The sequence below is a fragment of the Cocleimonas flava genome (genome assembly GCF_004339015.1).
Taxonomy (GTDB): Bacteria; Pseudomonadota; Gammaproteobacteria; order Thiotrichales; family Thiotrichaceae; genus Cocleimonas; species Cocleimonas flava.
In genome coordinates this window covers 149,191-162,875 of sequence record NZ_SMFQ01000003.1, presented here as the reverse complement: position 1 = coordinate 162,875, position 13,685 = coordinate 149,191, and the positions used below count along the sequence as shown (strand labels likewise).

Genomic DNA, 13,685 nt, shown 5'->3' with positions numbered 1-13,685 from the left:
AAAATTATAAATATTAAAGCTTTCGAAAACGGAATCACTAAAATGGAATTTGTATATGGCTAGCGATATAGAAATAATTGAAAGTTTTCTTGATGCATTATGGTCAGAGAGAGGTTTAAGTAACAATACGCTAGCTGCTTATGGTAGAGACTTAAAAGCCTTATCAGCCTGGCTAGAATCAAAACAAACTGATTTATTATCAACAACTCATCCCTTATTACTTGAATATATAGCAAGCCGAATCAATAAAGGCAGTAAAACCACTAGTATGGCTAGAGTAATTTCAACCTTTAGGCGTTTTTATCGTTATCAATTACGAGAAAGAAACCTTACAGAGGACCCTACCGCGTTAATCGAGTTACCTAAATTAGGGAAGTCTTTACCAAGCACGTTAACTGAAACTGAAATAGAATTATTGTTAAACGCGCCATTAATTGATGATGCTATTGGTCTCCGCGACAGAGCAATGTTGGAACTGATATATGCAACAGGTTTACGTGTCTCTGAACTTGTGTCGTTACGTTACAACCAATTGAGCCTACAACAAGGCGTTGTTAGAGTTATCGGCAAAGGCAACAAGGAAAGACTGGTTCCAATGGGAGACGAAGCAGTTATTTGGTTGACTAAATATTTAGATGAATCCAGAGCAGAATTAATGACAGGGAAGGGCGTTTGCGATCAACTCTTTGTGACTCGCAGAGGTTCCGGTATGACTCGTCAGGCGTTTTGGTATTTGATAAAAAAATATGCACAACAGTCTGGAATCAAACAAAAACTATCCCCTCATACATTAAGACATGCATTTGCGACACATTTATTGAACCATGGAGCAGATTTGAGGGTCGTACAATTATTGCTGGGTCATAGTGATTTATCGACAACACAAATTTACACGCATGTTGCTAAAGCACGATTACAATCGATTCATCAAAAACACCATCCACGTGGTTAGTTTTACTTTTAAAAAAGGTGCATCTAAAACAACAAATGATACGTTAATCGACTGTATTTGTGTGGGATAGCTGTTTATTATAAAATCGCAATGGATAACTAAAATAATGGCCTTATTGTATATAAGTAAGGTTTAAAACTAATAATTTAAGGGATAAAAATGATTAAAAAAATAATATTGGCAACATCGTTGTTCTTTTTAGCATCATCGATGACGCCAGCACTGGCTAAAGTTGAAAGCACGAATGCTGATACAGCTCAAGCCATAACAGAATTGAAGCAAAAATTGAAGACACGATTCAAATCAGAACCGTCTTCAATCAAAGAGAGTTTACTCCCTAATGTGTTTGAAGTTATGTATGGGACTGAAGTAATTTATGTCTCTAGTGACGGTAAATACTTTCTAGCGGGTGACATGATCAACCTGGATACTAGAGAAAACCTATCTGAAGTGGCTAAACAGTCAGTTAGAAAAGATATTATCGATAGACAAGATAATAAGCCGGTAACATTCAAAGCTAAAAACGAAAAGCATGTTTTAAAAGTTTTTACTGACATTGATTGCCCATACTGCGCAAAGCTTCACAGAGAAGTGCCTGAGTTAAATGCTAAAGGTATTACTGTAGAATATTTGATGTTCCCAAGAGCAGGGATAGGGTCTGGTTCGTTTAAGAAAGCAGTAAGTATGTGGTGCGCAGATGATCAACTGCAAGCAATGACAGACGCAAAAGAAAGAAAGCCTATAGCTGAAAAGACGTGTGATAACCCTATTGAAGCTCAATACACACTTGGTCAAGAAGTTGGCGTAACAGGTACACCTGCATTAGTGACTGAGTCAGGACGTCTAATCCCCGGTTACATGCCAGCAGATCGACTAGCAGCTGCACTTGATGCTGATAAGTAGAAATTTGACACTTAAATTTCTTCCTCGTTAATCCATCCTGAGGTATAGTCGAGACTTCAGTAAATTTTCTGCAGGAGAGATTCAATTTTTACGAGGAAACAATTCAAATTTGTTTTCTAAAGTGAATTATTGAACACCGAAGGCGCAAATCCGCTCGGAAACGCTCAGGTAAAAGGACTGCAGGTAAAAACACTGGCTCTGGAGAGTGAAACACAGTTTCCACCGAAGGGTTTAACCTAATTTTGCTTAGTCGCATATATTTAGGGAATCTCTCAGGTACAAGGACAGAGGGGCGGCAGATTGAAGAATCTGCCGCCCCTTTTTTTTGTTTAAAATTAAGTTTAAAGGAAATTTTATGTCCGAATCATCACAGAATCAAACACCTAAAAGAACCCCCTTATACGATCAACACCATAAAGCTGGTGGCAAAATGGTAAATTTTGCAGGTTGGGATATGCCAATCAATTATGGCTCACAAGTAAAAGAACATAAACAAGTTCGAGAAGATGCTGGGATGTTCGATGTTTCCCACATGGTTGTTTTAGATTTCAAAGGAAAAGATGTTAAAAAATTCCTACAAAATCTATTAGCTAATGATGTAGAAAAATTAAAAGATTCAGGCAAGGCACTATACAGTGCGATGTTGAATGAAAATGGTGGCGTCATTGATGACTTAATCGTTTATTACCTCGCAGATGATTTTTATCGCATGGTTGTTAATGCCGCAACTCGTGATAATGACCTCAAATGGATAAATCAACAAGCTACTGATTATGACCTGACTCTTACAGAAAGAGATGATCTCGCAATGATTGCGGTACAAGGCCCTAATGCCAGAGAGAAGGCAAATGCAACCTTGAGTGATTCCGATCAAAAATTAGTATCAGATTTAAAACCTTTCTTTGGCGTACAAATAGGTGAAAGCTTTTATGCACGCACAGGTTATACCGGTGAAGACGGATATGAAATTATGGTTCCTAATGAATCAGCCTCTGCTTTATGGAATGCATTAATTGATAATGGTGTATCACCAATTGGACTAGGTGCACGCGACACATTGCGTCTTGAAGCAGGTATGAATTTATATGGTACTGATATGGATGAAACCATATCTCCATTAGCAGCAGCTATGGGCTGGACTATTGCATGGGAACCAGAAGATAGAAACTTTATTGGCCGAGAAGCTCTTGAAAAAGAAAAACAAAATGGCTCTAAAGAAAAACTTGTTGGATTGGTGCTAGAAGACAAAGGCGTATTACGCGGCCATCAAAAAATAGTGACTGAATTTGGAGATGGTGAAATAACCAGCGGGTCATTCTCACCAACGCTAGGTAAGGCTATAGCCTTTGCGCGTATTCCTACAGAAGCAAAAGATACTTGTCAGGTAGACATTCGAGGCAAACTACTTACTGCCCGCATTGTTAAACCACCATTCGTTAGAAATGGCAAAGCACTCATCTAGAATTAGATATTACACCCTTAATTTACACTTTCTTTTTAGAAATAATTAACTGAAATCGGAGAACGATTATGAGCAATGAGAACCCTAGCGATCTTAAATACACCAAAACTCACGAATGGGTCAGAGATAATGGTGACGGAACAGCAACTATTGGAATTACAGAACACGCGCAAGAATTATTAGGCGATGTTGTTTTTGTTGAATTACCAGAAGTAGAAACAACACTTACTGAAGAAGAAAACTGTGGTGTTATTGAATCAGTAAAAGCTGCATCTGATATGTATGCACCATTAGCGGGCGAAGTTACAGAAGTTAATGAAGAGCTTGATAGCGAACCAGAGTTAATCAACACAGCACCGTTTGGTGAAGGCTGGATTTTCAGCATGAAACTTAATGATATCGCAGACCTGGATAACCTATTAAGTGCTGACGAATACGAAGCTGAGTGTCAGGAATAATTAGCTACCAGCTATATTCCATTTGATTCATATCCCTTTAACAATGCATTAAACTTATCTATGAAAAACTTACCACTAAATATTTTAGATCAGCACGATGATTTCATCTCTCGTCATATTGGACCTCAAACAGAAGATTTGAATGAAATGCTGGAAGTTATTGGCGTTTCATCACTCGATGAACTTGCCGATAAAACAGTACCAGAAACAATCCGTATTAGAGAACCCTTAAAACTCGACGACAGCTGTTCTGAAAGAGAAGCGTTAGAGACTCTTAGTGATATTGCAGATAAGAATGTTGTTAATAAGTCATTTATTGGGCTGGGATATTACGACACTATCGTACCTTCCGTAATTCAGCGTAATGTTTTAGAAAATCCTGGTTGGTATACAGCTTATACGCCATATCAGGCTGAAATTTCTCAAGGTCGTTTAGAAGGTCTTTTGAATTTTCAGCAAATGATCATGGATTTAACGGGCATGGACATGGCGAATGCTTCATTACTTGATGAAGCTACAGCAGCGGCTGAAGCCATGGCTTTGTGTAAGCGATCAAATCGTTTAAAAACGGATAAGTTTTTTGTAGACGAAGCTGTTTTCCCGCAAACGCTAGAGGTTATGAAAACTCGTGCTCAATACTTTGGTTTTGAATTAATCATTGGAAATCCACAAGAAGACCTGAAAAACCACGAAGTGTTTGGTGTTCTTCTGCAATACCCTGGAACATCCGGTGAAGTAAGCAATATTGAACCAATCATTACACAAGCACATGAGCAAAAAGCACTTGTCTGTGTGGCTGCTGATCTGATGTCTTTGGTATTATTGAAAGCCCCCGGTGAAATGGGTGCCGATATTGTTTTCGGGACATCTCAACGTTTTGGTGTACCAATGGGCTTCGGTGGTCCACATGCTGCATTCTTTGCAGTACAAGATAAGCTAAAGCGCTCTGTGCCAGGACGCGTTATTGGTGTTTCTGTGGATTCACGCGGCAATCAGGGGCTGAGAATGGCGATGCAAACGCGTGAGCAACATATTCGACGTGATAAAGCCACTTCGAACATATGTACTGCTCAAGCTTTATTAGCGAATATGGCCGGCTTCTATGCGGTTTACCATGGAGCGGAAGGTTTAAAACGTATAGCGTCAAGAATTAATCGTTTAACCAGCATCTTTGCTGCCGCTGTGCGCCAAAGCGATCTCTCTAAAGCCGAATATATTGTTAACACAAGCTGGTTTGATACCTTAACGGTATTTGTTGGTGATCATCAGCAAGCCTTTTATAAAGCAGCTTTGGATAAAGGTATAAACCTACGTCTGGTTGAATCCGATAAAATTGGAATCAGTTTTGATGAAACTAAAACAGCTAAAGACCTGGAAACACTCTTTGAAATTTTCTTTGGTAAAGAGCATCAGTTAACGGTCGCTGACCTTGATGATCTAATCGTCAATGACAAAGCTGAGTCTGGTATTCCAGCGGATTATCAACGCGAAACATCATTCCTGACGCATGAAGTTTTCAAACAACATCATACAGAAACAGAAATGATGCGTTACCTCAAACGTCTTGAAAATAAAGACTTATCACTTGTACATGCAATGATTCCTTTGGGGTCTTGTACCATGAAGTTAAATGCTGCGAGTGAACTCATGCCACTCAGCTGGTCAAAGTTTTCTAATATCCATCCATTTGCTCCTAAAGAACAGACGGTTGGCTACCACGAAATGATTGATCAATTAGAAGCCTGGTTAGCTGAAGTAACAGGATATGCCGCAGTCTCTATGCAACCCAATTCGGGAGCTCAGGGCGAATATGCGGGACTTGTTGCTATTAATCGTTATAACAAAAGTATAGGTCAAGGACATCGTAATATCTGCCTTACACCGACTTCTGCTCATGGTACTAATCCAGCATCAGCTGCTATGGCCAGAATGAAAATTGTTTTGGTTAATTGTGATGATAATGGCAACGTCGACCTTGAAGATTTACGCACAAAAGCTGAAGCAAACAAAGATGATTTAGCCTGTATTATGGTTACATATCCTTCTACACACGGTGTTTTTGAAGAAGGTATTGTTGAGATGTGTAAGATTGTTCACGATTGCGGTGGTCAAGTCTATCTTGATGGTGCAAATCTAAACGCTCAAAAAGGCTTATCTAAACCAGGCGTTTTCGGTTCGGATGTATCTCATCTTAATTTACACAAAACCTTTGCCATACCACATGGTGGCGGTGGACCTGGTGTCGGGCCTATTGGTGTACGTAGCCATTTAGCACCTTTCCTTCCAGGGCATATTAATAACGAAGAAGATAAAACACATGCTGTCTCTGGTGCTCCTTTCGGCAGTGCATCTATTCTTACAATTTCGTGGATGTATATGAAGATGTTGGGCGCTGAAGGTAACGCTGCAGTGAGTAAAATGGCAATACTAAACGCTAACTACATCACTGAACGTTTAGCACCTCATTATCCTGTTCTTTATAGAGGCAAGAACGGTCGTGTTGCTCACGAATGTATCATCGATATAAGGCCCATAAAAAATGAGTCGGGAATATCTGAAGAAGATATTGCTAAACGTCTTATGGACTATGGCTTCCACGCACCTACTATGTCATTCCCTGTGGCTGGAACGTTGATGATAGAACCAACAGAATCCGAATCTAAATATGAATTAGATCGTTTTTGTGACGCCATGATTGCAATTAGAGAAGAAATCAAAAATGTAGAGACGGGCGTTTGGTCACTGGAAAACAATCCATTAGTGAATGCACCACATACTATCTTTGATATTTCAGAAAACTGGGATAGACCATATTCACAAGAAACGGCTGTATTACCAAAAGGTGTCATCGCAACCAGTAAATATTGGCCTACGGTTAATCGTATAGATAATGTGTATGGTGACCGTAATTTGGTATGCTCTTGTCCTTCTATAGAAAGTTACCGATAGTAGCTAATTGGTAGCTTTTATTTAGAACGATTCTTTCTAGATAAAGGAGCCAAAATGGCTGGTAGTGGTAATACAGGCATAACACGCTGGATAAAAGCCTTAGGCTTTACCTGGCTCGGTTTAAAAGCGACTTACAAACACGAAGAAGCCTTCCGACAGGAAGTTTGGTTATTAGCAGTATCAACACCGATTGCTTTATGGTTTGGAGATTCAGGGATTGAAAAAGCACTACTGATAGGCAGTGTGCTTTTGCTATTGATTGTTGAGTTATTAAATTCCGCAATAGAAGCAGTGGTAGATCGTTTTGGTGGAGAACACCATGAATTATCCGGCAGGGCTAAAGATATGGGTTCTGCTGCTGTATTTGTTGCAATGATGAATACTGCGATTGTCTGGTTATTTGTACTTTGGCCTTAGTTATAATTATCTTTAGCCATACTTTGACCATAGCTTACCCCTTTAAAAATTGATCATTAAGAAAGGTATGTAAAAAACAGCCCCAAAGTAGGGGGGTGGCTTAAGTTTATTTATAATTGGTCTAGTTCAACCATTAAACATACAAACAATATTTTGAAATCTAAGGACGACTTTTCTAGCCTTTAATTAGGCAGAAAAGTCATCCATCTATATATCACCCTGTTAATAGGCGTTTATTTGTTTGCTGACGCTGCCATTACATTGAATTTCTGTAAGTCTGTCAGTATATGCGCCGCTTCATTTAAGAACACATCAACAGGTTGCTTAGTAAAGATATCGTCATTTTTCTTTTCTTGAGCGTCGCGCAATTCTTTAATGGTTTTATATGCAGGTAGACCATTTGCTTTTTGTAGATTATTTTCTAATGCCAATAATCGCTTATTAAAATCTTCACGCTTTGCTTGTCGTTTTTTCAAGTTTAAAGAAACAACTTTTTCATTACCGGCATCTACCAACAATTTCACTCTATCTACCGTAGTTTTAAATTTAGGGTCATTCGAAATTCGTTCTAATGATTTAGTTCGAGCCTGTTGAATAGCAGCAGCTCCGAAGGCATTTTTATAATCTTTGTGCTTAGCCATTTCAATGCGTCTCCAAGGTAATGCATTCTTGAATGCACGCTCCCCAAAATCACCATCGACTTGAGGTAAATCCCAGGATAAATCAGGAACCACACCCTTATGCTGGGTACTTTCACCATTCACACGGAAGAATTGCGCTGACGTGATTTTGATCTGCCCTAAAGGTTTATCGAATGTTTTACGGGTATAAGACTCTAATGGCAATACAGTTTGTACCGTACCTTTACCAAAAGTAGTTTCACCAATAATTACGCCGCGTTTATAGTCCTGAATAGCGCCAGCAAAAATCTCTGATGCCGAAGCACTGCCTTTATCTATCATCACTGCCATAGGGCCGTTATAAACGACACCAGAATCATTATCACGAAGAATATCTGTACGACCAGTCGTATCGTTAATTTGTACAACAGGACCCTGATCGATAAACAAGCCAGTCAAAGAGACAACTTCACTTAAAGATCCGCCACCATTACCGCGTAAATCGATAATCAGATCATCAATACCTTCTTTGTTTAATTCAATTAAAAGTTTTTTAACATCACGCGTCGTGCCAGCGTATTCAGCATCTCCACGATTACGGGCTTTAAAGTCGATGTAGAACGAGGGAAGGTCGATAACACCAACTTTCACTTTTCCTTCGGGTCTTTCTATTTCGATGATTCTTTTGCTTGCAGCTTGATGCTCAAGTTTAATTTTATCTCTAACTATTTTTACTGTCTTCGCTTTACCGCTTAAACCAGTCTCATTAGGTAATACCGATAAAACTACGGTACTGCCTTTTTTACCCCGAATGATATTAACCACATCGCTTAAGCGCCATCCAACAATGTCTTTGATGCTGTTTTCTGTTTTCTGACCCACACCAATGATTCTATCGCCTGCTTTTATCTGACCAGTTAGATCAGCAGGCCCACCTGGTACAACACTTATAATCTTGGTGTGTTCTTCATCAGTTCTAAGTACAGCACCGATGCCGCTTAAGGATAAACTCATATTAATATCGAATTGTTCTGATGAACGCGGCGAAAGATATGAAGTATGAGGCTCAATAGCACCTGCATAAGCATTTACGATAGTTTGAAATAGTTCGTTGCTTTTGATCTGATTGGTTCTTTTCGTCATGCTCGCATAACGTTTTTTTAACTTACTGATAACTTCTTTAGGCTTTTCATCAGACAGTATTTGATTGATATAGTCATTCTTTATTCGTTTATCCCAAAGTATATTCAATGCCGTAGAATTTACTTCCCAGCGCGCTTTTTCACGATCGAGGTTATATTCTTCGTCTTTGGTAAGATCGAATTTTTGATCCAATCGTTGAATCGCATATTGAGAGCGTTCATTGACTCTTTGCTGATATTTTTTGAAAATATTAACGGCAACTTCAGTATCGCCGGCATTTATGTAATCGTCGAATTTGTCACGATGCTTATCAAACTGAGTTATATCGGCTTGTGTGAAGTAGATACGACTTGGGTCTAATTGTTTAATGTATTGATCTAAGATTTTCCCTGAGAATTCATCATTTAATTCAAACTTTTTATAATGATAACGCTTGAGCATGCTGTTGATAATTTTGTATTCAAAACTATGTCTTGGCGTTAACTGTTCAAGGTTAGTATCTGTTTTTTCAGCAGCATTTGCAGACTCAATTAAAGAGGTGCCAGCAGGTGGCGTACCTAGACAACCAACACTGATCGAAATAAGTCCTGATAATAATGAAACTTTTAAAACTGAATTGAGTTTAAGAGTTTTTAGTTTGTTTATGGTATTGGTCATTATAGTTAGTATCTGCAAAGTTGAAATAATTCAAAGTATATGAAAAGACTATATCATTCGGCGTTAGAAAAAACTATTTACAAGGCTAGTCTAGCCTCATAAATATATGGCACATTAAGTAATTTAAGCTTAGCCTCATACTTTATACGCCACTTATACTTAAATAGAGGCATAAGTCGCAATTTCAAGTATGTGCATTGTCATAAATCACGGTATCATTATCGTTTTAAATTTTAATTAATAGGTTAAAGCCACAGTGAAAAAGATTGGAATAGTTGGTGCTACAGGATACACCGGCGTTGAATTACTTAGAATACTTGCCACTCACCCTGATGTCGAAATCACTTATGTGACTTCACGATCAAATGCTGGCACACGAGTAGATTCTATGTTTCCCAATCTACGTGGTTTCATTGACTTAGAATTCAGTGATCCAACCACTGATGCATTAGCCCAATGCGATTTAGTCTTTTTTGCTACTCCTAATGGCGTTGCCATGAAACATACGGCTGAATTAGTTAAAGCTGGTGTAAAAGTAATAGATTTGGCGGCAGATTTTAGAATCAAAGATCTGGATGTTTGGAGTAAATGGTATGGCATGACCCATGCATGTCCAGAACTGGTTGAACAAGCTGTTTATGGTTTACCAGAAATCAATAGAGAAAGGGTTAAATCAGCCAATCTAGTAGCAAACCCAGGCTGTTACCCAACGTCGGTTATATTAGGACTGATGCCATTATTGGAATCCGGCCTTATAGATCTGGATAATATTATTGCTGATACGAAATCAGGTGTAAGCGGCGCAGGTAAACAAGCCAATGTGGCGACACTCTTTAGTGAAATGGGCGAAAGTTTTAAAGCATATGGGGTAGGTGGGCATAGACACTTACCGGAAATTGCACAAATATTTTCACTCATCGCTGACACAAAAGTAGATTTAACTTTTGTACCTCATTTATTACCTATTATCAGAGGCATACACGCCACTATTTATGCTAATGCAAACAATGATATCGATTTTCAAGCACTGTATGAAGACCGCTACAAAAATGAGTTTTTTGTAGATGTACTTCCAGCTGGATCACACCCGGAAACAAGAAGCGTTAAAGCTTCAAATATGTGCCAGATTGCCGTACATAAAAATCCAGAAAGTTCACGTATCGTTGTATTATCCGTCATAGATAACCTGGTAAAGGGTGCTGCAGGACAGGCCGTTCAGAATATGAACTTAATGCTCGGTTTTGAAGAAAATATAGCAATTAATAAGCCAGCGCTTCTACCTTAAATAAACAAGTTAACTTGATACACAACAGCACTGAGTGTGTAAATTACCACTGATGAAATATCTTAGGAAATATGATGCTAGCTAAGAAAAAAAAGAATTATGAAGAGATACACCGTACCAGAATTGATTCACTAATCGGTGAAAACACCATAATTGAAGGCCATATCAATTTTGAAGGCAAAATGCATGTAGTTGGCACGATTATCGGTAACATTAATTCTGAATCTAAAGACTCTTTACTCATTTTAAGTGAAGGTGCTTTAATAGTAGGCGATGTCACGGTTAACCATTTAATTGTTAATGGGCAAATTGATGGCAGCGTTTATGTAGACGGTAAGGTTGAATTATTCGATAAAGCCCGCATTAATGGTGATGTACATTACAGTTTACTCGAATTACCAGTAGGTGCAGAAGTAAACGGGAAATTGTTAAGACAAGACGAAAAAATAACAACAGATCAAAAGGGTTGACCTGTATTTTTTATCAACATTTTAACATTAAAAAGATATGGTTTATTTAGTTTAAACGCCAATCTAGGGTAAACTAGGAATTATCTAATACACATTTTTAAATTAGTTGTTTATCTCAGCATTAAATACCCATTAAGACGTTGAGTTATATCGCTAATTATTAAAAACCAAACGATTTATAAAGGTTAATATCATGACAGCAGAAACAGCAACAGTAGAAACAGCAAGTGCAGCACCAATTTTAAATTTTACAGATGCCGCTGCTAATAAAGTTAAAGGTTTGATTGATGAAGAGCAGAATGACAATCTAAAGCTACGAGTATTTGTATCTGGCGGAGGTTGTTCAGGCTTCCAATACGGTTTCACATTTGATGAGAGCATCAATGATGGTGACACGACTGTAGAAAAGAATGGCGTTAAACTACTTATTGACCCTATGAGTTTTCAATACCTTGTTGGTGCTGATATCGATTACACCGAAGGTCTTGAAGGTTCTCAGTTTGTTATTCGTAACCCGAATGCAAAAACAACGTGTGGTTGTGGATCTTCATTCAGCCCAGAATAATAAGCATTAGTACTATTCATAAAAAAGGCAGCCTTAAAGGCTGCCTTTTTTATTAGATTTAAAAACGTTTTAGAAAGTCGATAACTCTACACCAACACTTAGCATATTGATGTCACTGGATTCAGAATCTGACGTCTCGACATCCAGAACTTTTTCCCATTCCGCACGCAATTTAGTGTTTTCATTGATGTGCATTTTTGCACCAACACCAAAACTTGCACCAAAACCACTCTCACTGCCATCCGTATTATCACTGCTCCAACGTGTCGCGCCGACTTTACCAAACACATCAAACTGTTCAGTAACGGGAAGTGTACCCACGCCATAAGCGGAAAAAGCACTCACATCAGAGTTTTGGCCATTCTTGTAGATATCGCCTAAATTCATATAAGCACCTTCTACACTAAGCTTATCAGTGAACTTGTAGCCACCAAATATTTTCCAGGCGGTATCTGTATCTTCACAGTTTGATTCACCCGAACAATAGCTGCTCGCTTCAGAGGCGCCAATTGAGCCACCAAAAAAGTAAGGATTCGCGATAGAACCGAAACCACCCGATGTATTATCAACATAATTCGTTGATGCTTTTTTATAATCGAAAGGTTTAGGTAGATCAGCGTAAGAAACAGAAACGATAGAGATTAACCCGAGCAAAATCACGGATTTCTTTAAGGACTTCATTGTTATACCCCAGTTTTTTTATTATTTTTCCTTGGTGATAATCTTATTCCACCTAACGTGAGTGGTAAAGATGCACTGGATAAGCGGTTAGTAAACGACAGCAGCTTTATAGGTTTGAAACAGTCTCTTTCCCTGATTAATCGTTCCTTTGGCAGTGAGATGAGTAACATCATACTTTTCCAGGCCATTCATCGACATAAAAGTAATTGAGGCATCATCATTAGCCAACTTCTTTTGAGCCGCGACTATTTCTGGTTGAGTCCTAACCCGTGGGTGCTGTTCATCAACACTGAGTATTACTGGAAGAGACGGATCTCGTAATACATGATTACGCATATTCTTCAGCAAATTATTCAAGCGCCAATGGTATTCTCTGGCCAAATAAGGATCATTTGCATCGGTCTCACCCTGAATCCATATAAATGCTCTTGGCGTTACTGTGTGACCTTGATTCTTGAGTTCATGTATCGCTACATTGAGGTTACGTACCATATCGTCATACAAACCATTCTGACCGGGCGCTTTCCAATCATTTTTTATACTCGTACCGCCAGAACTGTATTTGAAAATAGCAGGGCGCATATTTAATTGAAAAAGGGCACGGGCAAAAGTAACTTCTGGCCCAAAGTGTCCTTTCTGAAAATGACCAATCTGTGGACCTAAGGTTTCCCAATGCTTATTGGAAGATCCATAATTTAATGCTTCAAAATAGAAAGGTATCTCAGCATCTTTATACATGGGATCAGGTGGATACATAGCGGCATCACTGCGCCAACCCTGCATATTAGATTGACCTGCCATGATGAATAAATCTATTTCATCCGCGTATGCCGTTATTGTAAATATTTGTAATAAAAAACAAAGTGTAATTTTCATAGATTATGATACGCAGGTATTAAGCTGTTAATGACCAGTATGTTGCTATTTCAAATAGACTTTATCAAGACGTTATTTGAAGAATAGTTGTATTAAATGCAGACATTACTAAAGTCTAACGCATTATCAACTAAGCAAGTGTTCATAAATTGCACTTAATTATTATATATCAGATAATTATAAGTTGATGCCAGCCAATTACCGATTATAAAAAACTGGCTATAAATGGGGGGGTGTAAAATAACTC

12 protein-coding genes and 2 riboswitches are annotated in these 13,685 nt (G+C 38.4%); of the genes, 9 read left to right on the top strand and 3 right to left on the bottom strand.

The annotated features are described in order from the left end of the window. Positions 1-55 precede the first annotated feature (55 nt). From xerD to EV695_RS06855, 6 genes are all read left to right on the top strand, one after another. Complete coding sequence (gene xerD / locus EV695_RS06880; RefSeq protein ID WP_131905220.1) at positions 56-952, top strand: site-specific tyrosine recombinase XerD; 897 nt, start codon at positions 56-58, stop codon at positions 950-952. Positions 953-1,111: 159 nt separating this feature from the next. Further along, positions 1,112-1,855, top strand: a complete 744-nt coding sequence (locus tag EV695_RS06875; RefSeq protein ID WP_131905219.1) for a DsbC family protein — start codon at positions 1,112-1,114, stop codon at positions 1,853-1,855. 61 nt (positions 1,856-1,916) lie between these two features. Further along, positions 1,917-2,045: riboswitch (glycine riboswitch) on the top strand. Positions 2,046-2,051: 6 nt separating this feature from the next. After that, a riboswitch (glycine riboswitch) is annotated at positions 2,052-2,145 on the top strand. Positions 2,146-2,210: 65 nt separating this feature from the next. Next, the gene (gcvT, locus tag EV695_RS06870; RefSeq protein ID WP_131905218.1) at positions 2,211-3,317 is read left to right on the top strand and encodes a glycine cleavage system aminomethyltransferase GcvT; all 1,107 of its coding nucleotides are present in this window, start codon (positions 2,211-2,213) and stop codon (positions 3,315-3,317) included. Positions 3,318-3,385: 68 nt separating this feature from the next. Beyond that, positions 3,386-3,775 carry a glycine cleavage system protein GcvH gene (gene gcvH / locus EV695_RS06865; protein ID WP_131905217.1) on the top strand — a complete coding sequence of 130 codons (390 nt, stop codon included), beginning with the start codon at positions 3,386-3,388 and terminating at the stop codon, positions 3,773-3,775. A gap of 60 nt (positions 3,776-3,835) precedes the next feature. Next, positions 3,836-6,724, top strand: coding sequence for an aminomethyl-transferring glycine dehydrogenase (gcvP, locus tag EV695_RS06860; RefSeq protein ID WP_131905216.1), 2,889 nt, complete (start codon positions 3,836-3,838; stop codon positions 6,722-6,724). 54 nt (positions 6,725-6,778) lie between these two features. Next, the gene (locus EV695_RS06855; RefSeq protein WP_131905215.1) at positions 6,779-7,141 is read left to right on the top strand and encodes a diacylglycerol kinase; all 363 of its coding nucleotides are present in this window, start codon (positions 6,779-6,781) and stop codon (positions 7,139-7,141) included. 233 nt (positions 7,142-7,374) lie between these two features. Here EV695_RS06855 and EV695_RS06850 read toward each other — a convergent pair whose 3' ends face one another. Next, on the bottom strand, positions 7,375-9,561 hold the full coding sequence (locus EV695_RS06850) for a carboxy terminal-processing peptidase (RefSeq protein ID WP_131905214.1): 2,187 nt from the start codon (positions 9,559-9,561) through the stop codon (positions 7,375-7,377). A gap of 256 nt (positions 9,562-9,817) precedes the next feature. Here EV695_RS06850 and argC point away from each other — a divergent pair, with 256 nt between their 5' ends. From argC to erpA, 3 genes are all read left to right on the top strand, one after another. Next, complete coding sequence (gene argC, locus EV695_RS06845; protein WP_131905213.1) at positions 9,818-10,846, top strand: N-acetyl-gamma-glutamyl-phosphate reductase; 1,029 nt, start codon at positions 9,818-9,820, stop codon at positions 10,844-10,846. Positions 10,847-10,920: 74 nt separating this feature from the next. Continuing rightward, positions 10,921-11,316, top strand: coding sequence for a bactofilin family protein (locus EV695_RS06840; RefSeq protein WP_243651522.1), 396 nt, complete (start codon positions 10,921-10,923; stop codon positions 11,314-11,316). Between the two features lie 193 nt (positions 11,317-11,509). Next, the gene (gene erpA, locus EV695_RS06835; RefSeq protein ID WP_131905211.1) at positions 11,510-11,881 is read left to right on the top strand and encodes an iron-sulfur cluster insertion protein ErpA; all 372 of its coding nucleotides are present in this window, start codon (positions 11,510-11,512) and stop codon (positions 11,879-11,881) included. 69 nt (positions 11,882-11,950) lie between these two features. Here the strand turns inward: erpA and EV695_RS06830 are convergent, their stop codons facing one another. Together EV695_RS06830 and EV695_RS06825 are read right to left on the bottom strand one after the other, a co-directional pair. Further along, positions 11,951-12,562 (bottom strand): outer membrane beta-barrel protein, encoded by a 612-nt coding sequence (locus tag EV695_RS06830; protein ID WP_131905210.1) that lies wholly within the window; start codon positions 12,560-12,562, stop codon positions 11,951-11,953. Between the two features lie 87 nt (positions 12,563-12,649). Next, a complete protein-coding gene (locus tag EV695_RS06825) occupies positions 12,650-13,438 on the bottom strand; it encodes a sialate O-acetylesterase (RefSeq protein ID WP_131905209.1) in 789 nt (262 codons plus the stop codon). Positions 13,439-13,685: the final 247 nt, after the last annotated feature.

What these genes read in the sequence shown, in the direction of transcription:
- EV695_RS06875 (WP_131905219.1), top strand. Translation starts at nt 1,112, where the DNA reads ATGATTAAAAAAATAATATTGGCAACATCGTTGTTCTTTTTAGCATCA.
- EV695_RS06855 (WP_131905215.1), top strand. Translation starts at nt 6,779, where the DNA reads ATGGCTGGTAGTGGTAATACAGGCATAACACGCTGGATAAAAGCCTTA.
- gcvT (WP_131905218.1), top strand. Translation starts at nt 2,211, where the DNA reads ATGTCCGAATCATCACAGAATCAAACACCTAAAAGAACCCCCTTATAC.
- erpA (WP_131905211.1), top strand. Translation starts at nt 11,510, where the DNA reads ATGACAGCAGAAACAGCAACAGTAGAAACAGCAAGTGCAGCACCAATT.
- EV695_RS06830 (WP_131905210.1), bottom strand. Translation starts at nt 12,562, where the DNA reads ATGAAGTCCTTAAAGAAATCCGTGATTTTGCTCGGGTTAATCTCTATC.
- EV695_RS06840 (WP_243651522.1), top strand. Translation starts at nt 10,921, where the DNA reads ATGCTAGCTAAGAAAAAAAAGAATTATGAAGAGATACACCGTACCAGA.
- EV695_RS06850 (WP_131905214.1), bottom strand. Translation starts at nt 9,561, where the DNA reads ATGACCAATACCATAAACAAACTAAAAACTCTTAAACTCAATTCAGTT.
- EV695_RS06825 (WP_131905209.1), bottom strand. Translation starts at nt 13,438, where the DNA reads ATGAAAATTACACTTTGTTTTTTATTACAAATATTTACAATAACGGCA.
- xerD (WP_131905220.1), top strand. Translation starts at nt 56, where the DNA reads ATGGCTAGCGATATAGAAATAATTGAAAGTTTTCTTGATGCATTATGG.
- gcvP (WP_131905216.1), top strand. Translation starts at nt 3,836, where the DNA reads ATGAAAAACTTACCACTAAATATTTTAGATCAGCACGATGATTTCATC.
- gcvH (WP_131905217.1), top strand. Translation starts at nt 3,386, where the DNA reads ATGAGCAATGAGAACCCTAGCGATCTTAAATACACCAAAACTCACGAA.